The 21,374-nt window shown below is 60.9% G+C and carries 18 protein-coding genes and 2 pseudogenes; 8 read left to right on the top strand and 12 right to left on the bottom strand.

Going from position 1 to position 21,374, the window contains the following annotated elements; all coding sequences use genetic code 11:
- Nucleotides 1–38: 38 nt before the first annotated feature.
- Both HF916_RS49705 and HF916_RS00910 read right to left on the bottom strand, forming a co-directional pair.
- A complete protein-coding gene (locus HF916_RS49705) occupies nucleotides 39–434 on the bottom strand; it encodes a DUF1003 domain-containing protein (RefSeq protein ID WP_206001751.1) in 396 nt (131 codons plus the stop codon).
- A 271-nt stretch (nucleotides 435–705) separates the two neighbouring features.
- Complete coding sequence (locus HF916_RS00910; protein ID WP_168787473.1) at nucleotides 706–2,427, bottom strand: peptidoglycan D,D-transpeptidase FtsI family protein; 1,722 nt, start codon at nucleotides 2,425–2,427, stop codon at nucleotides 706–708.
- 577 nt (nucleotides 2,428–3,004) lie between these two features.
- Between HF916_RS00910 and HF916_RS50090 the strand changes: the two are divergent.
- From HF916_RS50090 to HF916_RS50095, 3 genes and pseudogenes are all read left to right on the top strand, one after another.
- Nucleotides 3,005–3,138 (top strand): annotated as a pseudogene (locus tag HF916_RS50090) (transposase); the annotation flags it as partial.
- A gap of 670 nt (nucleotides 3,139–3,808) precedes the next feature.
- A complete protein-coding gene (locus HF916_RS00915) occupies nucleotides 3,809–4,966 on the top strand; it encodes a porin (protein WP_168787474.1) in 1,158 nt (385 codons plus the stop codon).
- A gap of 499 nt (nucleotides 4,967–5,465) precedes the next feature.
- Nucleotides 5,466–5,918: pseudogene (locus tag HF916_RS50095) on the top strand (DDE-type integrase/transposase/recombinase); the annotation flags it as partial.
- 283 nt (nucleotides 5,919–6,201) lie between these two features.
- On the opposite strand, the gene HF916_RS00925 reads toward HF916_RS50095, so the two are convergent.
- From HF916_RS00925 to HF916_RS00945, 5 genes are read right to left on the bottom strand one after another with little or no spacing between them, the layout of a single operon-like run.
- On the bottom strand, nucleotides 6,202–6,708 hold the full coding sequence (locus tag HF916_RS00925; protein ID WP_168787475.1) for a MarR family winged helix-turn-helix transcriptional regulator: 507 nt from the start codon (nucleotides 6,706–6,708) through the stop codon (nucleotides 6,202–6,204).
- Nucleotides 6,709–6,765: 57 nt separating this feature from the next.
- Entirely contained in the window at nucleotides 6,766–7,626 is an 861-nt protein-coding gene (locus tag HF916_RS00930; protein WP_168787476.1) for an efflux RND transporter periplasmic adaptor subunit, read from the bottom strand.
- A 13-nt stretch (nucleotides 7,627–7,639) separates the two neighbouring features.
- Nucleotides 7,640–7,843 (bottom strand): DUF1656 domain-containing protein, encoded by a 204-nt coding sequence (locus HF916_RS00935; RefSeq protein ID WP_206001797.1) that lies wholly within the window; start codon nucleotides 7,841–7,843, stop codon nucleotides 7,640–7,642.
- Nucleotides 7,830–10,037, bottom strand: coding sequence for an FUSC family protein (locus tag HF916_RS00940; protein ID WP_168787478.1), 2,208 nt, complete (start codon nucleotides 10,035–10,037; stop codon nucleotides 7,830–7,832). Before HF916_RS00940 ends, HF916_RS00935 begins: the two co-directional genes overlap by 14 nt.
- Before the next feature lie 13 nt (nucleotides 10,038–10,050).
- Nucleotides 10,051–11,610 (bottom strand): efflux transporter outer membrane subunit, encoded by a 1,560-nt coding sequence (locus HF916_RS00945; RefSeq protein ID WP_431311374.1) that lies wholly within the window; start codon nucleotides 11,608–11,610, stop codon nucleotides 10,051–10,053.
- Between the two features lie 160 nt (nucleotides 11,611–11,770).
- Between HF916_RS00945 and HF916_RS00950 the strand changes: the two genes are divergently transcribed.
- The gene (locus HF916_RS00950) at nucleotides 11,771–12,715 is read left to right on the top strand and encodes a LysR family transcriptional regulator (protein WP_168787480.1); all 945 of its coding nucleotides are present in this window, start codon (nucleotides 11,771–11,773) and stop codon (nucleotides 12,713–12,715) included.
- A 699-nt stretch (nucleotides 12,716–13,414) separates the two neighbouring features.
- On the opposite strand, the gene HF916_RS00955 is transcribed toward HF916_RS00950, so the two are convergent.
- Complete coding sequence (locus HF916_RS00955; protein WP_168787481.1) at nucleotides 13,415–15,502, bottom strand: FUSC family protein; 2,088 nt, start codon at nucleotides 15,500–15,502, stop codon at nucleotides 13,415–13,417.
- Nucleotides 15,503–16,061: 559 nt separating this feature from the next.
- On the opposite strand from HF916_RS00955, the gene HF916_RS51605 reads away from it, so the two are divergent.
- Together HF916_RS51605 and HF916_RS00965 are read left to right on the top strand one after the other, a co-directional pair.
- A complete protein-coding gene (locus HF916_RS51605) occupies nucleotides 16,062–16,232 on the top strand; it encodes a hypothetical protein (RefSeq protein ID WP_346777702.1) in 171 nt (56 codons plus the stop codon).
- Nucleotides 16,233–16,637: 405 nt separating this feature from the next.
- Nucleotides 16,638–16,943, top strand: a complete 306-nt coding sequence (locus tag HF916_RS00965; protein ID WP_168787482.1) for an H-NS histone family protein — start codon at nucleotides 16,638–16,640, stop codon at nucleotides 16,941–16,943.
- 40 nt (nucleotides 16,944–16,983) lie between these two features.
- On the opposite strand, the gene HF916_RS00970 is transcribed toward HF916_RS00965, so the two are convergent.
- The 4 genes from HF916_RS00970 to HF916_RS00985 all read right to left on the bottom strand — a co-directional run bounded on the left by HF916_RS00970 (nucleotide 16,984) and on the right by HF916_RS00985 (nucleotide 18,965).
- The gene (locus tag HF916_RS00970) at nucleotides 16,984–17,184 is read right to left on the bottom strand and encodes a hypothetical protein (RefSeq protein WP_168787483.1); all 201 of its coding nucleotides are present in this window, start codon (nucleotides 17,182–17,184) and stop codon (nucleotides 16,984–16,986) included.
- 83 nt (nucleotides 17,185–17,267) lie between these two features.
- A complete protein-coding gene (locus tag HF916_RS00975) occupies nucleotides 17,268–17,546 on the bottom strand; it encodes an HU family DNA-binding protein (protein ID WP_168787484.1) in 279 nt (92 codons plus the stop codon).
- Nucleotides 17,547–17,767: 221 nt separating this feature from the next.
- A complete protein-coding gene (locus tag HF916_RS00980; RefSeq protein ID WP_168787485.1) occupies nucleotides 17,768–18,781 on the bottom strand; it encodes a tyrosine-type recombinase/integrase in 1,014 nt (337 codons plus the stop codon).
- Nucleotides 18,774–18,965, bottom strand: a complete 192-nt coding sequence (locus HF916_RS00985; RefSeq protein ID WP_240975237.1) for a hypothetical protein — start codon at nucleotides 18,963–18,965, stop codon at nucleotides 18,774–18,776. Before HF916_RS00985 ends, HF916_RS00980 begins: the two co-directional genes overlap by 8 nt.
- 194 nt (nucleotides 18,966–19,159) lie before the next feature.
- On the opposite strand from HF916_RS00985, the gene HF916_RS00990 reads away from it, so the two are divergent.
- Nucleotides 19,160–20,404, top strand: coding sequence for a site-specific integrase (locus tag HF916_RS00990; protein ID WP_168787486.1), 1,245 nt, complete (start codon nucleotides 19,160–19,162; stop codon nucleotides 20,402–20,404).
- A complete protein-coding gene (locus tag HF916_RS00995; RefSeq protein ID WP_168787487.1) occupies nucleotides 20,401–21,336 on the top strand; it encodes a tyrosine-type recombinase/integrase in 936 nt (311 codons plus the stop codon). The genes HF916_RS00990 and HF916_RS00995 overlap by 4 nt, the downstream gene beginning before the upstream one ends.
- The last annotated feature ends 38 nt before the right edge of the window (nucleotides 21,337–21,374 follow it).

Here is a 21,374-nt window from a genome sequence, read left to right on the forward strand (position 1 = left end):
CGGTGATTCTTGTGAGAGCGATACTGCGCGCTTTCCAATTAAACCTGCGTCCCCGTCCCGGGTTTCGTCAACTTTTTATTCCATTCCAGAGTCAGCGCCTCTATATGTTCGCTCATCTGTTTTGTCAGTTCAGTTAGCTGCGTATTCTGCTGAAGCAATCCGAGCAGCAACTCGGTTTGATTCGCGGCGATTAACTGGCGTTCCTCGCTCGCTTTTGCGAGATCTTCACGATGGCGCGCGTCGGCATCCGAATGTGCCTTGTCGCGATCAGCCTGACGCGTTTGGGCGAGCAAAATCAGCGGTGCGGCGTAGGCTGCCTGCTCCAGCGCCGACGTTGATGCGTCGGGCGTAGCCGGATAGCTGTCAACCGACACAAAAGTTGTCCGAAAAATGACCTGAAGTCGTCTGATCGGCAAGGGACTGTTAAAAAGCATGGGGTTCCGCTTCTGCCGGCCGCCGCAGGAATATAAGAAAGCGGAGCGCGCCCTCCGGTACTTTGTCGATGCGCGCTCGATAGGCTGCAAGTGTGGTTGCCAGATCACCATGGATCACCGCGCATCGCACCTGGGCAAGCAGATGGGCGCCACGTGGCGCCCAACACATGCGTGCATTGATCAACAGGCCAGGCAACGGCCGGTCTCCAAGCCATCGGTTTGTCCTTGACGCGCCGCCTGCCTGGATGTACAGGAGCCTGCATTTGCCCGTTCATCTGGTGGCGTGGGCCATCTGGACGACTGGCTCGTCCGGTTTGACATCAAGAGCGTGCATAGCCGCCTGCGCGATTTCTGCGAATGCTGGGCCTGAAACGTCACCGCCATAGTGTCGGGCGCCTTTAGGCTTGTCAACTGAGACGGCGATCACAAGTCTGGGATTTTTGATTGGAATGATACCCACGAACGATGCACGGTAAGTGTTTTTGTCATAGCCGTGGCGTGTCGCGGTATATGCCGTTCCGGTCTTGCCGCCGACGCTGTACCCGGGGACTTCGGCCTGAGGAGCGGTGCCGCCTTTCGCGACGACCTTCGCCAGCATCTCCCTGACTTCGTCGCTCGTACGCTGCGTGAAAACCGGCATGGTTGTGACCGACGCCTGGTCCGTTTTGTAGAGCGAAAGCGGCACGGCCCTGCCATTGTTTGCGAAGACCGTGTAAGCGTGAGCGAGTTGGACTAGCGACACGGACATACCGTATCCGTATGACATCGTCGCCTGCTCGATGCGGTGCCACTTTCGCCACGGCCTGACGATGCCAACGCCAGCGCCAGGGAAGCCGAGGTCGGGAGGCTGACCGAAGCCGAGCGCGGTGTACATATTCCACATTTCTTCAGGCGTCACCGTTAGCCCGATCTTCGTCGCGCCGATGTTGCTTGACTTCTGGATAACGCCAGCGACCGTCAAGGTGCCGAAGTTTGCGTCGTCCGTTATTGTGGCCCCATCCAGCGAGAAGGTCCGGTTCGTCTCAACGAGCGAATCAGGAGCAATCCTGCGCAGGTCCAGAGCGGCTGAGACCGTAAGCGGTTTCATGATAGAGCCCGGTTCGAACACGTCCGTCACCGCACGATTACGCAGTGCAGGGCCGCGCAGCATGGATCGGTCGTTTGGGTCATAGCTTGGATAATTTGCCAGAGCGAGAACTTCGCCCGTGTGACCGTCAACAACAATTGCCGAGCCGCTCTCCGCGTTGCTATTGACGACAGCCGATCGCAGCGCGTTAAAGGCGCTGTATTGAATCCTGCCGTTCAGGGCGAGTTGTACGTCGCCGCCCGGATGCGGGCCTTTCATATAGCCCAGATCTTCAACGATGTGTCCCACCCTGTCGCGAACGACCACCTTCGTGCCGTCGATAGACTTAAGCCTCATGTCCTGAGCAAGCTCCACGCCGTCTTCGCCTGTGCCCGTCATGCCCGCAAAACCGACCAGTTGTGCGGTCACCTCGCCTTCGGGGTATCTTCGCTTGTACTCCGGGATCTGGTAGATGCCCGGGATGCCCAGGGCCTTGATTTCGTCAGCAACTGCAAGTGGTACCTGGTGCCTGAGATAAACGAACGTCCGGTCACTGTCGATTTGAACGCGGATCTTCTGTTCGGGGACGTCCAGCAGACGCGACAGCGTAGCAAGTTTGTCCGGTTCGAGGTCGTCAGAAATCTCCCGCGGGTCGGCCCACACCGATCGCACCGGAACGTTTGCAGCCAGCACCATCCCATTGCGGTCCAATATCTTTCCGCGCTCAGCATGAACATCGACAATATGTTCGACGCGTGACGCGCCTTCTTTCCGATAAAATTTGTTACCGATAACCTGAATCCAGAAGGCTCGGGCTGCGCATGACGCGAATGCAACCGATATGAAGATAACCACGAGCGTCGACCGACCGCGAGAAAGGTTTGCCTTGAGGGCTGGCGTTTGATTGAAGGTGACGTGTTGCCGCATCCGATAATTTGTTGAATGTCATTCCTGTGTCGATCGACTCCCCACCGGCGCCCAAACTTCGGCATCTTTGCTGGCACTGTCGAAAGACAGAGTCAGCAATCAGCGGTCTGCGGCGGAATACGGTGGAGTCGACGATGCCGGACGCGGCGCAGCGCGAAGCGTACGTCGCTCGACCGACGTGTTTTTTCAGTGAGCGCGATGAAATACCCTTCTCTCGAACGAATATCTGCCGCAAGCATTATAAGTTTTGCGCTCAGAGGCAGAGTGCCATTTTTGACAAACATGCTTTGCGTAAATCGCCGTTATGAAGCCGCCGCAATGGACCACTGGTCGCAGTTGGGGGGCGGTCGCGTCAGACTGCGGAGCGTTCTCCACCCTACGTTTTGCCTCGAAGGCTCTTTGAAACAACGCGGGGCGGGATGAAAAAAACAGGACTCCAGGGGGGCGCAATAGCAGTGCTCCGAACAGTTTCAGCGGACACCATTGCTGACGACGGGCCGTCAAACAGACAAATGGCTGCGTCGTCGGCACTTCAGAGCGTGTCATGCGCTTTTCGTGAGTTGGCCTACCTGGCGGGATGAGGAGACGCAAGCCGTACCCGGGAGACGTGTCGGACGAAGAATGGAGTTTGTTGTTCCTTATCTGATGTTGAAGAATAAGGAAGCGCCACAGCGCAAGCATGAATCGCGAGAAGTATTTAACGCACTGCGCTGAATGGCGCGGGCTGGAGCTGCGCGGTGGATTGCGCTCTGGGCCCGGAAGGTGCGATCCTGGTCAGTTGTTTGGTCTGCGAAGAATCCTGGGATAGATCGTTCTGACAAGCCGGGCCGGGCGGGGTGTCAACACATCAACCCGGAACCGTTTCACATCCGTGATATTTGGGGAAGCCTTTGGTCCTGATCGTTTTAACATGCGCGGGAGCGCTCGCGTCGCATCGCCAGGAATCGATGCGTCGCTGCAGGGACTTTGCGCCGGAGTTATCTACCTCTGCCGCTGACGCAAGCAGTAGGAGATCTCAGCCGACGACTCGTGAATAGCATCAGATCGTATGCGGCGTAGGAAGTGTTCATCAGGATCCGACCCGCGGCACGTGATTATGTTGAGCCAACATATCGCGCGCGTGCGACCACATGGCACGTAGCAGTATCGCAACAGCGGGGCGCTGAGTGAGTTCTCCGACACCGGTGCAATAGTTCTTTATATACAGGTTACTAGCCGTTTATTCTTCAAATATTTACCGGATTCGTAACTCACTTTTTCGTAAATCCGTCAGCCATTTTCAGAAGACTGTCTCGTAAACTCAACGTCGCGTCGCCAGGCACCCACCTGCCTCGTTGAGGTGGCTCTCTGACGCGGTTTATATCTCATCTTACGGAATAGCATGAAAAAAAACCTCCTCGTTGCCGGCATCATCGGCGCGTTCGCCGTCTCCGCCCACGCGCAAAGCAGCGTCACTCTATATGGAACGCTGGACGCAGGTCTCGTCTACTCGAATAACTCCGGCGGCCACAACAACTGGCAGCAAGGGAGCGGCTCGGTGTCGGACACGTACTTCGGGCTGCGTGGCAGCGAAGATCTGGGCGGCGGTCTGCGCGCAGTCTTCACCCTGGAAAGCGGCTTCAATCTCGGTAACGGACAGTACTCCGAAAAGAACACGATGTTCAACCGCCAGGCCTTCGTGGGCTTGAAAAGCGACAAATTCGGTACGCTGACACTGGGCCGCCAGTATGACTCCGTGGTCGACTACCTGGCACCGCTGTCGGAAGCCGGTGCGGGCTACGGCAACAACCTGGCCGGTCACCCATTCGACAACGATAACCTCGACAACTCGTTTTCGATCAAGAACTCCGTCAAGTACACGAGCGCGAATTATGCGGGCCTGAAGTTCGGCGGCCTGTATGGCTTCAGCAACTCCGCTGGTCAGTTCTCGAACAACCGCGCGTGGAGCGCGGGCGCGTCGTATAGCAACGGTCCGCTGAACGTTGCTGCTGCTTACCTGCAGTTGAACAATTCGGTCAACGGCATCAACCCGTCCGGCTCCGTATCCGCCGGTGCGGGTGACAATGCAAACCTCACCGCAGCGCTGCAGCGCACCTACGGGGTCGGCGCGAACTATTCGTACGGTCCGGCGACGGTCGGCTTCGTCTGGACGCACACCCAGTTCGACAACCTGATCAGCGCTTCTCAAAACGGCACCTCGTTCGCGATCCCGAGCGGCACTAATCTGCACCTCGATAACTTTGAAGTGAACGGCCGTTACGCGCTGACGCCGGCCCTGGGTTTGGCTGCATCGTACACGTACACGGATGGCAAGGTATCGGGTTCGAACGGTTCGGGCGATCCGAAGTGGCACACGGTGTCGCTGCAAGCCGACTACTCGCTCAGCAGGCGTACCGACGTCTACGTGGAAGGTGTGTACCAGCATGCATCGGGGGAACTCGGTAACGGACGCGCGAACGTCTCGGCGATCAACACGCTGTCGCCGTCAACGGGGCAGAACCAGGTTGCCGCTGCGGTCGGTTTGCGTCACCGCTTCTAGGCAAGCGCGCCGGCCCGGCCTGCTGGCACGGGCCGGCTAACAGCGCGCGCGTGTTCCAGTCGCGGGCGCGTCTTTGGCGGTGGTGGAGTTCGGGGTCGTCATGTCAGGACACCCCCAACGGTGCCGTTTTCAGGTTGTCCGGGGCGTCGCACAGGATAGCGCGATGAAGAAATCAGAGTCACTGCGTTACGGTACCGATTCCCCCGCTGGCGTTACCAGTTGCGTCGTGCGTTGATATTTTCGTTTCCGGTCGAGCCTGCGCGACATCGAAGAGTTGCTCTTCGGGCGTGGCGTGATCGTGACCTGCAAGAGGATCCGGCACTGATGAAAAAATCCGGCGGCAAGTTTATCCACCGCGTAAAAGCGTCGCAACGCAAGCCGGGCGGCACGTGGCATCCTGGCAGGATGCTAGTCACGCAGCGCGCGAACCCTACCAGCAGCTGCGGCGTGCTATCGACGAGCACGGCGCCGAACGCCACACTCTGCTGCAAAAAGGCGGCGTGACACGACCGCCGCGAAATGCTTCTTCAGGCGCAGGCTGTGCGCAAACAACGCCGCGCAAATCGTCACCAATCAGCGGCACAGTTATCCTCAGGCGGCGGCCGGGATTGAGGACCTGTCGGGCGCGAGGCGCGTGGTCGCCGAAGATCCAGCCCCACTCGACAACCGGCATGAGAACAGCACCCAGCCGACACGCGAACGCGAGCGGCTCATGCGGCGATCTCGCGAGCCGACATGCACGCAGCCATTCCTGTCCAGCGTCGCCGTGATCCGGCAACACCTTGCGCCGACGCGGCATCCCATGCGCGTCTCGCTTCACCGGCGGGGTGATGATTTTTACAGCAATGCAGAAGGTGTACCTGAAGATCCCGTGGGACCGTCGACGATAAAAGCTATGCCGTCTGAGGGCCCCCGCATTATGCAATTATGCAGCGGACACCGCAAAGGATAACGGTCGTAATGGCTTTCCGGACACACAGGCCGTCCTGTATGAGTCAGACGCGGTTCAGCTTCGCATAGTCTTTTGATGGGTTCTGCATTTTCGCGCCATCGGGACTGAAGTTTACCGATGTGACACCGCGTGTCGAAGTATGCCTGGAAGCCCGGGCACAATGATCTAAAGACCCACGCACGGTTCGGAAGGGGCTGGACGCGGGTAACCGCGCGCAGCTACCGACAACGCCTGCGACGGCACTCAGGTCTGTGCCGGCGAAACCCCGCGCACAGCACGAAAATCACGGACCTTTCGGCGCCACGGCCGGCATCGGCCTGGCGGCCGCCTCTTCGGCGTTGGTCAGAATTCGGCGCAGCATTTCCCTTAGAGACGCAAGTTCGTCCGGCGCGAATCCGGCCACAAGTTTATCGCGCACGTGCATAAAGCAGTCCGGGACCCCGTCAGCCAACGCATGTCCTTGAGCCGTCAGTGCGATCCGCACCACACGGCGGTCTTGCCCGCCGCGCTGCCGCGAGAGCAGGCCGCGCTGCTCCAGCCGGCTGATCAGGCGGGTTGCCGCACTGGCGTCCATGCCGTATGCGCGCGCGAGGTCCGCGGCCGTTACGGCGGGGCTCGTGGCAAGCAGATGCACGACGGCCGCCTGCGTGGCCGTGATGCCCAGTTCCACCATGCAGTGGCGCGAGGCCAGAGCCGACATCGTGACGCTCGCCCGGCTCAGGACATAGCCGATGCTCGAGAAAGGCACGGATTCGGCGGATCCGGTTGCGGCATCGGAGGGAGGGCTCATGAATTTACCAGGACAAGTGCAGAAAAGGTGCTTGACGACTGTCTTCTGGTCGGGCGGTCAGGTGGGCGAGATCACCACGGTACAAGTCGTTCCTGCCGACAATGGAATTCCTTCAGGCACCTGATCGATCCTGATTCGCACGGGTACCCTCTGTGCGAGACGCACCCAGTTGAAGGTCGGATTAACGTCGGCGAGCAATTCGCGGCTCTGCGGATTGTCGCGATCATAGATGCCACGGGAGATACCCTCGACATGACCCTGCAGAACGCCGCCGCTCATCAAGCGGATCTCGGCCTTGCCACCCACCTTTACCTTTGGCAGCTTGGTTTCCTCGAAATACCCGTATACCCAGAAGGAGTGACTGTCGACGACAGCCATCTTTGCGGTGCCGGTGGTGGCATAGTCGCCGCGAAACACGCTGAGGTTGGTCACATAGCCGTCGACAGGAGATACTACTCTCGTACGCGTCAGGTTGAGTTTCGCTGCGTCGAGGGCGGCGAGCGCCTGCTGATACTGCGCCTCGGCCGCGCTGGCCGTGTGCGACGCATTTTCGCGGTTCTCTTTGGACACGACCAGGCTATCCATATCGGCGCGCCGCTGTGCATCGTCACGACGCATCTGCAACTCGGCCTTGCGTGCGGCGACGGCTGCCTGCGCCTGTTCGACCGCGATCTCGTAATGCGAAGGGTCGATCTGCATCAGCAGGTCTCCCTTCTTCACGAACTGGTTGTCCCGCACCGGCATATCGACGACCGCGCCCGACACATCAGGCGCAATGTTGATAATCTCGGCGCGCACGCGTCCATCGCGTGTCCACGGCTCGTCCATGTAATGCACCCATAGCACGCGACCAATCAGGATCGCGACGGCGAACACGAAGGCAGTCGCGATAAAACCAATGATGTTTCTGATACTCATGTTTTGACTCTGGTCAACGATAGACGGCGAGGCCTAGCAGGCCGCACGTACATACGAGCAAACTCGCGCGGAAGAGGGACGGGTGCCAGACAACGCGATAGAGGCCCGTACAGGCGATTACGCGATCCAGCAACCACGTGACGACGGCGCCAGCAATGAACAGCAGCACAATGGCCGGCACGTATGCATCGAAAACGGCTAGTTCACGCGACATGATGATTTCCTTCACGTGCTTCCCGGCCGCTGACCTGCGTTTGCAGTGGCGACTGCGGATCGAGCAGCGCGGTTCGAATGAAATGCAGATGACTGAGGATACGTTGCAACTGCTGCCGTTCCTCTCCCGGTGGCGTAACCGTCGTGAGCATCTGCTGCATCGCGGCAAGAGCTTCGGCCGTTGCGCGCAGCGCGGCATCGAGATGCAATGCATGCGGGCGGTCAAACAGCTTCGCCAGCGCGTCCTCCATCTGGCGGATCGAGACACGCCACGGCATCGAAGCGGTATAAGGCGCATCTGCCGGGAGCATTGCAATCTCCTGGCGTAGATCGATTTCAGCGTTGCCCACTTCCAGCGTGGTGAACAGCCAGCGCAGCGTATTCAGCTTGAGTTCGGGCTCGCCCTGGGCAAGTGCGTTGATCTGGAACATCAGGTCGCGCGCGCCGCTCTCGAATCGCGTGCGCAACTGCGACAGACGCCCGCGGCAGGCTGTCACGACCTGACGTCGCAGATCGTCGAGCAGCCGGTTGCGCAACCACGGTGTCGAAGGCGGCAGCAGCACGGCACACACAATCGATGACACAAACATCGACAGCGAGAGCGCCAATGCGTTGTTGATGAAACCGCTCGGGTCGTACTGGATTACGTTGTCCGGACCCGTGAGGAAGCAGAAGAAGATGCAGTAGCCTGCGCCATAGCCGGCCAGCTTTGGCTTCGTCGTCATGTACACGCCGAGCAGCAGGCTCGGCGTGAGCGCGGCGCACAGTAGCGGAAAGCCGTCGATGTGCGGATAGATGCCGAACATGACGATCAGTCCCACCAGCGACGCCAGTACGGAGCCCACGGCCATCTGAAACGCGGTGCGCGCCGGGTACGGCGCCGATGAAGCCAACGCACAGGTCGCTGCGCCGACGGGCAGGAGCGTCGTGCCGCTCGGCCACGCAGTCGCGATCCAGAACGCACCCAGCGCCATGATCACGATCGCCGCGCGTACGCCGGCGACGCCGGCGGCAATGGCGTTGGTCTTCGGCTCGTAGCGCTCGATCCAGCGCTCGCGTTCATGCACATCGACGGCCAGCGACGCATAAGTCTCTGTATACGCGTGCAGATCGTCGACGAAGCGATACAGCAACTCCGACGCGGCATCGAAGTCGAGCAGCGGCACATCGGGCTGCGTCTGCAGCCGCGTGCGCGTTTCGCGCACGCGGCTGGACAGCACGGCTTTATACGCTGCGAGCTGCCCGGTGGCGCGCGCTACGTCGGCGGCGCTCAGCACCGGCTCGCCGGAGGCGGACTTTGCCAGCAACGGCGCAATCTCCCTGAAATACGGTTCGAGTGCTTCGATCGTCGCGTCCGCGCCGGAATCGTGCAGCCGGTTCATCAACTGGTGCAGCGCGTGAAAGCGCGTTGATGCCGCCATGAACTCACTGTTTAACCGCGACAGGCGGCCGCTGCGCATGCGGGTGCCGGGGCTTTCGAACACGGCGACGCTGCGGGCTGCCTCGAAGCCGACGACGTCGGCGACAAAACGCGCATTCGTCGCCTCGATCTGCTCACGGGGCACGTATCCCGAAAGCGTAGCGGACACGTAGTCGACAAATGCGCTGAAACGGGCGCGCACCGTGGTGCGCATCTGTTCGCCCGCATGCTCCGGAAATATGAGCGCACTGACCACGCCTGAGCACAGGATGCCGAGCGTCACCTCAGCGACCCGTGTGAGCGCCGACATAAAGGCACCATCCGGCTGCTGGGACGCCGGAATACCGATCAACACCGCCGTGTAGCCCGCCAGCACGAAGCCATATGAACGGAAGTTGCGGTTGCGCGCGGCGCCGGCAGTGCAGAGGCCGACCCACAGCGCGGTCGTAATGATGAAGAGCTCAGGCTGCTGCGGGAACAGACCAAGCAGGGCGAGCATCACGACGAGCCCAACGAGCGTGCCGCAGATCCGGTAGAAGCTCTTTGCGAGGACCTTGCCGCTTTCCGGCTGCATCACGATAAAAACCGTGGTCATAGCGGTACGCGGCTGAGGCAACTCGAGTTTCATTGCGATACCGAGCGCGAGCAGCGCGGCGGCGATTGCCTTGAACATGTAAAGCCACGTGCGGCCGTCGGTACGCGCCCATTCGGTGGCGGAGGCGCAGAACGTTGCAAGCGTCGGCGACTGGCGCGACGCGGGGGTGGGAGACGTGGGCATGTTGACTTTCAGCTTATCGGCCAGCTGCCGCAGGTGGGACGACGGGTGTCACGTCCGGGTTTCGGATGAGCAGGGTGACAGCGCTCCTGCTGCCATGTCCCGGAAGTGCCTCTGTTTCCTTTGGACCGTTGGCGGGATCGTCGAGGCCACCGCCGAGGGCGGTCTCGAGCGATGCGTGTGCCATCAGCTGCTCAGCCTGGATCCGTGCGAGGCCCTGCTGGGCTGCCAGCAATTGCGTCTGCGCAATCAGCACGTTTACATAGTCCGTCAGCCCGCGCCGATAGCCTTCTTCGGACAGATCGAAGTTTCGTCTCGAGGCTGCAACGGAGCGTCGCGCATCATTGATTTGCGTCTCGAGCGAACGCATTGTCACGACCTGGTCGGCGATGTCCTTGAGCGCATTGACGATTGTCTGGTTATATTGCTCGACCGCCTGATCGTAGCCCGCCGCGGCAGCGCCATACTGCGAGCGCAGCCGTCCGCCATCGAAGATCGGCAACGACAGGGCGGGGCCCGCGGACCAGCTGCCGCTCGCGGAACGCAGAAAATTGAACAGTGGGCCCATTGCCGCGTAGCCACCGATCGACGCGAGCAGGTTGATGTCTGGATAGAAGTCGGCCTTCGCGACGTCGAGGCCGCGCGCCTGCGCGGCGACCGTCCAGCGGGCGGCCACGACGTCGGGCCGATGACCGATCAGCTCGGCCGGCAGTGCCGACGGCAGACCTGACGCTATGGACAGCGCGAGCGCCGGACGGGTGATCGAGTCTCCGGCGCCGGGCCCCTTGCCAGCGAGCGCAGCGAGCTGGTTCCGACCCAGCGCGAGGGATTCTTGGATTGAATCGACCTGGCGTTCATATTCGGGCAGAGGCGTCTCCGCCTGACTCACGTCGAGTTGCGTGCCAATACCACCCGCCAGCCGATGGCGGGCAAGCGCGGCCAGCTTTTCCTGCTGTTCGAGTGTGTCCTTCGCGATATCGAGAAGGGCGTAGTCGCGCGAAAGGCCGACATAGGCGCGCACCACGTTCGCCTCGAGTTCGAGCTGCGCAGTACGTGCGTCGGCCGCGCTCGCATGCGCGGCGTCGAGTGCGCGTTCGGCGGCGTTCCTGTCCTTGCCCCAGAGATCGAGGTGGTAGGACAGGCCAATTGTTCCGGTGTTATTCCACGTATTCTGGTTAGCCAGCGGTCCAGGTCCGTAAAACACATTATCGGGCCAGTGCTCGCGCTGGATCGACAGATTGCCGTTGACCTGCGGCGCGAGCGCGGAGCGCGCGACGCCCGCCATTGATAGCGCCTCGCGCACTCGCGCCTGTGCAACCGCCAGCGTCGGATTGCCCGCCTGCGCGGCAGCAATCCACTCATCAAGTTGTGGGTCGTTGTACGCGCGCCACCAGTCAGCGGCGGGCCATTGCGCATCGGCGTTCGCGGCGCGAATCGCTGCGCCAGCGTCCAGCGCCGACGCGTCCGTCCCATGCGTCTGCGGCTTGATGCCCCCGGTGTTTGCGCAACCGCCGATTATCAACAGGTTCGCAAGAACCGTCAGCATAGCGAACCTATTTGATACCGATGACGGCACAATTCCTCCAGGAAGGGCGCTTTTGAGATGGACTGAATTATATTTGCCGATGAATTCCTGCGATAGCGGGTGAGGATGTAAGGCATTTTTGCGTAAATTGATGCAATTATCTTAGTCCGATGTGCAAGAATCCGAACCATCTGCTACCCGAATGAATGCCATGAATACGCTACAAAACATGCGGGTTTTTACTCGCGTGGTCGAATCTGGCACTTTTACCGCTGCCGCCCAGCAAATGAATGCAACGACCGCAACGATTTCGCGTGCTGTAGCCGATCTTGAAGCTCACTTGCGCACACGGCTGCTGAACAGGACCACCCGTCGCATTGCACTGACCGAAGCGGGCGAGCGTTATCTTCAGCGCTGTGAACAGATCCTCGCGTACGTCGAACAGGCCGAAGCGGAGGCTGCCGATGCGCACGCGCGCCCGTGCGGGAAGTTGCGTGTGCACGCGATGACGGGCTTGGGTCAGCACTACGTCGTACCGGCGATTAGCCGCTATCAGGAAACCTATTGCGATGTGCGGGTTGACCTGATGCTGGCCCAACGCATGCCAGACCTGCTTGATGAGGGTTATGACGTGTCGCTTATGGCGGCGCCGGACCTGCCTGATTCCGGGCTGGTATCGCAATGGCTTGGCAACGCGTTCAGCATCGCATGTGCATCGCCCGACTATCTGAGGGTGCGCGGCATACCGAAAACGCTTGCCGAACTCAAGCGGCACGTTTGCCTGCGTGTCGCAACTCCGGCGGCGCCGACGGACACCTGGATCTTCGATGGACCGGAGGGAGAGGAGCAGGTCGATCTGGGTGTGGCAATGTTCAAGTCGAACCTCGCCGATGCGACGGTCGTCGCGGTAAAAGAGGGGATGGGGATCGGCGTCATGCCAGTCTACTCCGTGATCGACGGGCTGCGGAGCGGCAAGCTCGTGCGAATTCTTCCCGGTTACACGTCACAGGCGATGAGCCTGTACGCAGTGTATCCGTCCCGACAGTACCTGGACGCCAAGATTCGCACGTTGGTAGATTTCCTGCGGACGGACATACCCCAAAGACTTGCAGCCGATCAAGCTGAGCTGGGCCGGTTCGCACTGGCCACTGAGTGATCAACGGCTTATCCGAAGCCAGCAGGGCGGTGCTGATCGCCTGCAGATGCGGTAACCGGGCATCTCCTGCATGGAGTGACGCGTGCGTCGGCCTCGTGGACATCGTCGCGCGCTTGACTCGTGTTGGCGAGACCCTTCTCACGCTCCGCAGCGGGATCGCGCCGACCGGGAAGCGTTAGCTGAGTCGAAGTTGGCTCCTTGATCTACGTTGAGTTTTCCATTCATGTGATTCGTTATTCGCGTGCCCCGAGCTCAAAATCCACACAGGATTTTCAAACGTGCGAAGTCCACCGCGGGTCTGCGGGCCAAATTGCCCGAGGCCATGTTTCCAGGTAGTTGGGAAGATGCGGAGTGCAGTGCGCCCGGCCGGGGTCGGGGGGCGCGAGTTGGCGTGCGAATTGGCAATGTCAATGGACTTTGTGGTCCCCGACACTAGTAGTCGCCCCTGCAAGTATGTTATGGCGCGTGGAATGACGAACCGTCAGCGAATATTTGAGTGAGGGTTTTTGGACGACGCGGAGGAGGCTTTGGAGGCAAGATCAGGTTGCACGCCGAGTGGTTGCGCAGCGCGCCTTGCGTCTTTATCGTCCGCTTTCTTCACGCGCCGCGGATCCATTGTTTTCATGAGCTTTCGGTCGCTCGTGTAACGACGCACGTCACGGCGTTCCGTCTTATTCAACCGGAAGCTCCGTAGGTGCGTTACTCCGCGGGTCTCTCCTCGCGAGGCAATCCTGGTGAAATCGATGCTGGAAAGAGCGACAGGCGCAGAGCGACGAGCGCATTGAGCGTGTCGCGCAGGAGCCGTTCCGAGCCTGCCAGGCCGGCTGCAGCATGGGCCACGTGCTGTTCTGTAACCCGCTCGATGGCGGCATCGAGCGACCACATCAGACTTTCCTCAATCGGCCGGCGTGCACCGTGCTGGATACACCTTTCAAAATGCAGGCGTACATCTTCGAGTACGCGATTGATGGCGCCCGGCGCATCGCCTCGAAGACGGGGGCTCAGGCGACGTAGATCAAGCGCACTGAACGCGACGCGCAGGTCGCGAAAGCTATCGATGGACGGATGGTGATCGTCGGTCGCGGCCAGTCTCGGGATCAGTTGCATCAGGCGGTCAAGCATACGGGCGGTGAGATTGCGCTGATCGTCGATTGGCCCCGTCGAGGCGCTGAACACCACATCTTCCCAGCTCGAGCGTATGAGCCGCGCGGCAGCCAGCCCGGCGCCGAATGGCCGCGTCACGCGTGTCCAGAGAAACGCGAACAACAGGCCAGCAACGCTTGCCATGTTGGTGTTCAGAAAGACAAGGAAATCAGCCTCGTAAGCGCTTTGAATGCTGATGAAGTTGGCCGTATTGAACGCGGTGAGCATGGCCACGAGGCTGAACCGCGGACGCGCCATCTGTGTGCCGATCAACATGAACGGGCCAGCGAAGGCGATCACCAGCATGGGAAAGTCACTGATGCGCGGCAGCACGGCAAACAGCCAGAAACCTCCAACCACGAGGCTTATGCACGCGGCAATGAAGAACTTGAATACGCCCGTAGCAGGTTCGTCGAGTGCGGCGAACAACGAGCATGCAACCGCAGCCAGCGACACAGCGCTAGCGCCGTCGTGCCACCCGGAACCGATCCACAGGCTGCTCGCGGCGACGATTGCGAGCGCGGCCGTGCTTGCGGAGAACAGCAGGATGCCTCGATCGAAATAGCGTTCGGAACCGCCGAAGCGCCAATGACGAAAACGTGGTTTCCAGACGTCGCCTTCGTGCGCGATTTTCGCGCGCAATGAGCGGCAGTCCTGCCATACATCGACGAGTTGGCGCAGACGCCACAATGCATTCGATTCAAGCGCCCGTTCCCAGGTGCCGAGTAAATCGGCCGGCGGCTGAAGCTTGGCGATGCGCTGACGCAACGTGTCCGCCTCGCGGTCAAAGTGATGCGCGTCGTCTGTAGAAGCCAGCGAAGCGCTGAACCATTTGGCGATGTCGGCGAGCAGCGCCTCGAATCCGGCAGGTCGCTCCTGGCTGTCGCCGAGCAGGGCAATGAGCGGATCGGCAAGCGATGACACGATGGGCAGCAGCAATTGCATGCGACCGCCCAACGCATGACTGCGCGCGATTATGTGGGGTGGCGCGTGGTCGTAAGCCAGTTGGCTCAACAGAAACTCGAGACCGTTGACGTTCAAAGCGAGACGTTGCCGACAGGCCGAGACGGCTGCGCTTGTAGCCCGCCCGGAAAGCATTTCCGTTGCGTAGAAGGCCCCGTCGCGGAACCACGAGTCGGTGCGCTCAACGAGGGACGGCGCGAGACGGTTCGGAAAGATCGCCCCTCCCACTACGCTTGCGCACAAGATGCCAAGGATGATCTCTTCCGTCCGTGCGATCGCGATGTCGAAAACAGCGGCCGGATTCGTTACTGCCGGCAGAGCAATGAGCGGCAGCGTATAACCGGCAAGCATGAAGACGTAGCTGCGCGCGGTGCGATCGTAAAGTGCGAGGTAAAGCAGGATTCCGGTCCATAGCGCGACAATCACGCTGAAGAAATACGGGGCTTCGACGAACGGGGGCACGATGAGAATCGCGACGGCCGCACCGACGGCGGTGCCGACGACCCGGTAGAGCGCTTTCGACCGCGTGGCCCCAAGGAACGGATTGGAGACGATGTACACGGTCGCCATTGCCCAGTACGGTCGCGGCAACTCGAGCGCAAGCGCAAGATAGAGCGCGATCATCGCTGCAGTGAAGGTCTTCAGCGAAAACAGCCAGTCGTGCCGGGTGGGAAAGTTCATAGGCATCCGTGAGAGGCGACTTGCGCACAGCGCTTTTGCTGCCGGATCCTTCTCCACGCCTGACCGCGAGGGCCCCATGGATTTTGCCGACGCGCCTCGACTAGGGGCAACGGTCGCGGCTCACTGGTTGCTTACTGTGGGAGCCAGACCGAAAAAACGACCCGTAAGGCCGCTGCGAAAGACAAGAACACGCGCACCCGACCCGAAGCCAACTCATTCGGGCCGATTAATCCATAAATACCACGAAACGATCGCCAACGCCGTTATCGCGAAACCTGGTAACCAGTGCAATAGGCGGCCCAGGGCATCAGGACAGGCGGTTGGGTGGCATCGCTGGGTTCGATCCACAACCTGTCACTCGAGTAGCGCCAGGAGGCAATCCGGTATGTCAAAGCATTGATCGCCCATCGCCGCGCCGCGCCGTCAGACGACACAGTCCAGACAACCTCCGGCCCTGGTCGATATCCCCGTTCAGGAAAATCATCGACGAAAGCTGACGCCCAAACCTCTCCTCTTCGCGCACAACACCAACGCGGCGCGCGTCCGGTGCGCCAAGACGATGCTGCTGCCGAAGCCACGGGCGACGGCCGGCGAACTCGCGCTGCGGGTACACCTTGCGCCCGCAACGATGCGGGCCGGCGCCGGCAGCGCGCGTGACGTGCAGACCCTCACGCAGACGATGATCCTGACTGGATTCCTTGCCGAGACCGGTTACGGTGCGGCCACGTAAGAGCAGTTGGTCGTCGGGAAGGCGGCTATCTCGGCTGCGTTCGACCGCGGCCGTGACACGGGCGAGTGGCGGCTCTGTGATGACGCGGCAGGCCTGTTCGCCTTAAATCGTCACAACCTACGACGGGCGACCGCGCTGCGGGCCATTGTGGGCAATCGCCGAAGCAAGCGAGCGGCTTGACCGCTTCCGGGCAGGCGAGGCGTACCAACGCACAGACCACAAGCTGACCTGAGCGTGTCGCGTTGATGCGAAGAATCGGCGCGACGGCCTTGCGCCGACTGGGCGAGGGTTTTTACTTAAACCGTCTCGTCCATGTCTTCTCTTATATGGATTCAGCCCGCCAATTGAGCGGGCTTTTTTCTGCCTGTTGCTACAATCCCGCGAACGAAAACCGGATACTTCAGAATGAAAGGGAAAATCGCTGACGGTGAGGCCCGCGAGCGGCTCACCATCTGGATCCGCCGACGCATGCTGGAGTTCGGCATTACATTCGACGCACTGGAAACGTCCATTCAGGAAGATCTCGCGCACCCGCCGCTATACCGCGACGCGCGAGGCCACGACTGGAACGGGGTCGGTCCGATGCCCGACTGGCTGACGGCCGCCAGACACGCCGGCCTCGACCCTGACTTCTTCCGCATCGAGGAGCCGAAGGAAGGACCCCAGCACAAACGCGGTGTCGTCTACAGACAGGCAGACCTGTTCGAATAACCGCCCGCGAGAGAAGGCCCGGGCGGAGCCGGGGGAGGGTTCAGGGCAAGGGTGTGCGCAACGCGTTGCCGTCCAGCATCAACGCGATTTCGGCCAGGTGATCGCACCGCACGGCGCCGATTGCACCGATGCGGCAAGAGTCCGTCCACAGGTTGGGCTCGATGAAGAAATTGTCCCGCGCATGCCGATGCATACGCGGAGGCGTTTCGGCGGCCCGAAGGCTTTGGCTTTGCGGCAGCATCGTAATTTTCCGCCTCGCCCCTGCGGGGGTACGTAGTCACGCGGGCGGCCGCCAGCACATCTCGCCCGGCGGCTTAGTAGCTGTCAGGCCGCGTTCACGGCATCCTTGAACGCCTTGCCTGCCGTGAACTTCACGGTCTTCGCGGCCGGTATCTGAATTTCAGAACCGGTCGCCGGATTGCGACCGACCCGCGCGGCGCGGGCGCCCGTCGAAAACGAGCCGAAACCGACCAGCTGGACGGTGTCGCCCTTCGTCACCGCGGTGGTGATTGCGGCGATCACCCCGTCGATTATCTCGCCGGTCGCGGCCTTGCTCTGATTCATTGCCGAAGCGACTGCATCCACCAGTTCCTGCTTGTTCATTACCGAGACCTTCCTGTAGTTGTGGTGTCGTTACCGTAACCGATGGCCGTGCCTGCGCGCAATCGCGGCCTACCTGGTTTTTGTGCCGTCGTGTCCAGTTCGGCGTTTCGAATGTCGCTGATCGAGCCCTATGCTCAGGTCGCGACTATGCGCAGATGGTCATCGCGGGCGATGCCAGCCCCTTGAGGGGTGCGGTTGAGGCTGGCGACACCTTCGCATAGTTACAGCGTCCGCAGGAATCGAATCAACGCGTCGGGTGCCTGATACCGGCGAATCCTGGCATCGGGCGCCTCCAGCCGACCGAGCGCTTTCTCCTTCATCGCGAGGTCAGCCTCGACGTAGCGATGGGTTGTCATCGGGCTCTCGTGACCGAGCCACAAGGCGATTACGTTGAATGGAACGCCCGCTTGCAACAGGTGCATCGCGGTCGTATGTCTCAAGATGTGCGGTGAAACGCGCTTCTTGAGGAGGCTGGGTTGCTCCACACTCGCGCGGCTCACGGCAAGATCCAGGCGTTGCGCGACGTTGGAGCGCGACATCGCCTGCCCATCCCGGTTGGGCAGCAAGGCGGCTTCGCCGCGCATTATTGGATTCGATCGCAACCAACTGCGAATCTCGGCGACGGTGGCGTCCCACAGGGGAATCGATCGCAGCTTGCGTCCTTTGCCGCGCAGGTGCACGCACGCTGCACCGTCGAGGACCACATCGACGATCCGTACTCCGATGATCTCGGAGACACGCGCCCCTGTGTTGTAGAGCATCGTCAGTAGCAAGTGATCGCGCCGCGAGGACCAGCTCTCGCCCGGCTGGCCGAGTACGGTCACCATCTCCGCACGCGTGAGGTAGTTCAGCATCGGCCGCTCGAAACGCTTCATCGGCACTGCCAGTGCGCGCTCGACGTCGTGCAACGACGTCACGTCGCGGCGGCCGGCGAACTTCAGGAACGCGCGCAGCGCGGTGAGCCGCAAGTTTCGGCTGCGAACCGAGTTCTTCCGATCTTGCTCCAGATGGTCAAGGAAGGCCAGAATCAGATCGGGTTGGATGTCGGCCAGCCGCATCGTGGTCGGCGCCTTGCCGAGCTGACGGCAGGCGAAGTGCAGAAACAGCAGCAAGGCATCCCGGTAACAGGCCACTGTACGCGGACTGAGCGCCCGCTGCGCGACCAGGTACTCGGTAAAGAATTGCTGGACCAGCGCAGCGAACGAAGGCGGCTTCGGGGCTAGGGTCTCACGCATTTTGCACCTCCCCCTTGGCCGTGAACGACTTGAAACGTCCGGCAGCCAGCGCCATCAACTCGGGCACCGCCGAGAGGTACCAGTAGGTGTTGGTAACCATCGTATGTCCCACGTAGGTCGACAGCGACAGCATGGCCTGATCGATGTCGACGCCCTGGGCCTGCCACTGCACGATGCGGCGCACGACGAAGGTGTGGCGATAATTCCGCTTGCGGAATTAGCGGCATAACTCCGAGGCCAAGATTATTCCGAGTCCGATCTCGATAGTCGTCGGTATGAGGCGTCGTTGCTCGACTGAGCTCGGAAACGCCGCTCATTTTCTCGGCATTATTCTGTTGTCTCCATCCGGGAATATTTCCGGATTCTTAAGGAGGCGTCATGATGATGCTCACTTGCCACGGTGGAACAACCTCTCCCGATCGACAGTTTTGCAGCGGGCCGCTGGCCGCCCACGTTGGCGGTTTTACTGCTCAACTTTCGCGGACGGGGTATGCGGCGAACACAGTCCACACAAAGTGTGATTTTCTAGCCGCGCTGAGCCGATGGCTCGAACGGCGTCAGATTCCTTTGGCAAACCTAAATGAGGCGCGGCTAAGACAGTTCCAGGAAGCTCGCCGGCTCCAGAACAGCATACGACGAGGCGATCTCGCTACTGGTCAGCAATTTCTCACGTACCTTCGCGACCGCGGTGACATCGCTCCGGCAGCACAGAGGCTCGATCGAGCCCGATCGAACCGCCTTATTCTCGAGTTCGAAGCATTTCTCTATACTGAGCGTGGCCTGTCACTCTCAACTGTCGTCAGATACCAGCTCGTCATCCGGCGCTTCCTTGATGAGCGATTTGGGTGCAAGGTTCCGCATCCTGGCCAGTTGCGGCCGCAGGATCTGCACGATTTCATTCTCCGTGAGATCCAGCGTGTGAGTCGCAACCAGGGCAAGACAGTCGTCACCGCGCTGCGCTCGTTCCTTCGATTTCTACTGCAGCGTGGCGCTATCCAGACAGACCTGGCTTCCACTCTGCCTGGGGTGGCATGCTGGAGACTGTCACATCTGCCCAGGTCGTTGCTTCCCGATCAGGTCGAACGATTGCTCGCCTGCTGCAATCGCAGCACACCGGCCGGCAAGCGCGATTATGCGATCTTGCTGCTCCTGGCCCGACTCGGGTTGCGGGGCGGCGAGGTGCTGGCCATGACGCTGGACGATCTGGACTGGGAGCGTGGCGAGTTCGTCGTTCGGGGCAAAGGTCAGCGACTGGAACGCTTGCCAATGCCCTCGGAGGTTGGCGCGGCATTGGCGAGCTATCTTTGTGACGTCCGTCCCGCGTGTGCGACGCGTCGGGTGTTCATTCGGATGAAGGCTCCGCACCAGGGGCTTGCCGCGTCGGTCGCGATCTGCTGCATTGTTCGCCGCGCCCTTGGTCGGGCCGGTCTTGCCCCTGAGTTCAAGGGGGCGCACCTGTTCCGCCATTCCCTTGCCACCAATCTGCTTCGCCGCGGTGCGACGCTGGGTGAGATTGGTCAACTGCTGCGTCACCGGCAGCCGACAACTACACAGATTTACGCCAAAGTGGACATCGCAGCGCTACGTAATATCGCGCTGCCGTGGCCGGGAGGTGCATCATGATCAAGTTACAGATCGCACTCGATGAGTACCTCGCAGTCCGTCGCGCTCTCGGGTTCAAGCTGCGCCTATCCGGCCGACTGCTACAAGGCTTTGTCGACTTCGCTTCTCGAGAGGGTGCAGAATACATCACGACCGAGCTCGCAGTTGCATGGGCGATGCAGCCGGCCACCGCACAACCCGCCCAGTGGGCAAACCGCCTCGGCATGTTGCGTCGTTTCGCGCAGTATTGCGGCGCAAACGATCCGCGCAACGCCGTACCGCCGGCAGACCTGCTTCCCCACCGGTACCATCGTCCAGCTCCATACCTTTACCGCGACGAAGAGATCACACGGTTGCTTGCTGCCGCCCGCCGCCTTCCGACTCTCACTGGCCTGAGGCCTCTTACATTCTTCACGCTCTTCGGCCTCTACGCAACTACGGGGCTACGAGTCAACGAGGCCTTGCAACTTGATCGCAACGACGTCGATCTGGCCAACGGAGTGTTGACGATCCGTGGCGCGAAGTTTGGCAAGATGCGCTATGTACCGCTCCACGTTTCCACACAACGGGCACTGCAGCGCTACGCAGTCCTGCGGGATCGCTTGTGCAGCGATTTCGAAACACCGAGCTTTTTTGTCTCGGAACACGGAACCCGTTTAACAGAATGGTGCGTGCGATGGACCTTTGTGAAGCTGTCGCATGAGATCGGCCTACGCGGTGCCGGCGACTCCCGAGGGCCTCGTCTGCACGATCTGCGTCACCGGCTGGCCACTCGCACGCTGCTCAACTGGTATCGACGCGGTGTCGATGTCGAGCAACGCCTGCCGTTTCTGTCGGCCTACCTCGGGCACGCGCATATCACAGACACGTACTGGTATTTGACAGCGACGCCCGAGTTGCTGCGCTATGCGCTGCGCTTCGTGGAACGCTCCAGACAAGGACTACGGCCATGAGTACTATCAGCACGCTCCCCGCACTTCCCCCCGGTGTC

Source organism: Paraburkholderia aromaticivorans (genome assembly GCF_012689525.1).
In the GTDB taxonomy this organism is placed as follows: Bacteria; Pseudomonadota; Gammaproteobacteria; order Burkholderiales; family Burkholderiaceae; genus Paraburkholderia; species Paraburkholderia aromaticivorans_A.

Bases quoted from the DNA above. Each gene is read 5' to 3' on its own strand.
- HF916_RS49705 (WP_206001751.1), bottom strand. From the start codon at position 434: ATGCTTTTTAACAGTCCCTTGCCGATCAGACGACTTCAGGTCATTTTT.
- HF916_RS00910 (WP_168787473.1), bottom strand. From the start codon at position 2,427: ATGCGGCAACACGTCACCTTCAATCAAACGCCAGCCCTCAAGGCAAAC.
- HF916_RS00915 (WP_168787474.1), top strand. From the start codon at position 3,809: ATGAAAAAAAACCTCCTCGTTGCCGGCATCATCGGCGCGTTCGCCGTC.
- HF916_RS00925 (WP_168787475.1), bottom strand. From the start codon at position 6,708: ATGAGCCCTCCCTCCGATGCCGCAACCGGATCCGCCGAATCCGTGCCT.
- HF916_RS00930 (WP_168787476.1), bottom strand. From the start codon at position 7,626: ATGAGTATCAGAAACATCATTGGTTTTATCGCGACTGCCTTCGTGTTC.
- HF916_RS00940 (WP_168787478.1), bottom strand. From the start codon at position 10,037: ATGCCCACGTCTCCCACCCCCGCGTCGCGCCAGTCGCCGACGCTTGCA.
- HF916_RS00950 (WP_168787480.1), top strand. From the start codon at position 11,771: ATGAATACGCTACAAAACATGCGGGTTTTTACTCGCGTGGTCGAATCT.
- HF916_RS00955 (WP_168787481.1), bottom strand. From the start codon at position 15,502: ATGAACTTTCCCACCCGGCACGACTGGCTGTTTTCGCTGAAGACCTTC.
- HF916_RS51605 (WP_346777702.1), top strand. From the start codon at position 16,062: ATGCTGCTGCCGAAGCCACGGGCGACGGCCGGCGAACTCGCGCTGCGG.
- HF916_RS00965 (WP_168787482.1), top strand. From the start codon at position 16,638: ATGAAAGGGAAAATCGCTGACGGTGAGGCCCGCGAGCGGCTCACCATC.
- HF916_RS00970 (WP_168787483.1), bottom strand. From the start codon at position 17,184: ATGCTGCCGCAAAGCCAAAGCCTTCGGGCCGCCGAAACGCCTCCGCGT.
- HF916_RS00975 (WP_168787484.1), bottom strand. From the start codon at position 17,546: ATGAACAAGCAGGAACTGGTGGATGCAGTCGCTTCGGCAATGAATCAG.
- HF916_RS00980 (WP_168787485.1), bottom strand. From the start codon at position 18,781: ATGCGTGAGACCCTAGCCCCGAAGCCGCCTTCGTTCGCTGCGCTGGTC.
- HF916_RS00990 (WP_168787486.1), top strand. From the start codon at position 19,160: ATGATGATGCTCACTTGCCACGGTGGAACAACCTCTCCCGATCGACAG.
- HF916_RS00995 (WP_168787487.1), top strand. From the start codon at position 20,401: ATGATCAAGTTACAGATCGCACTCGATGAGTACCTCGCAGTCCGTCGC.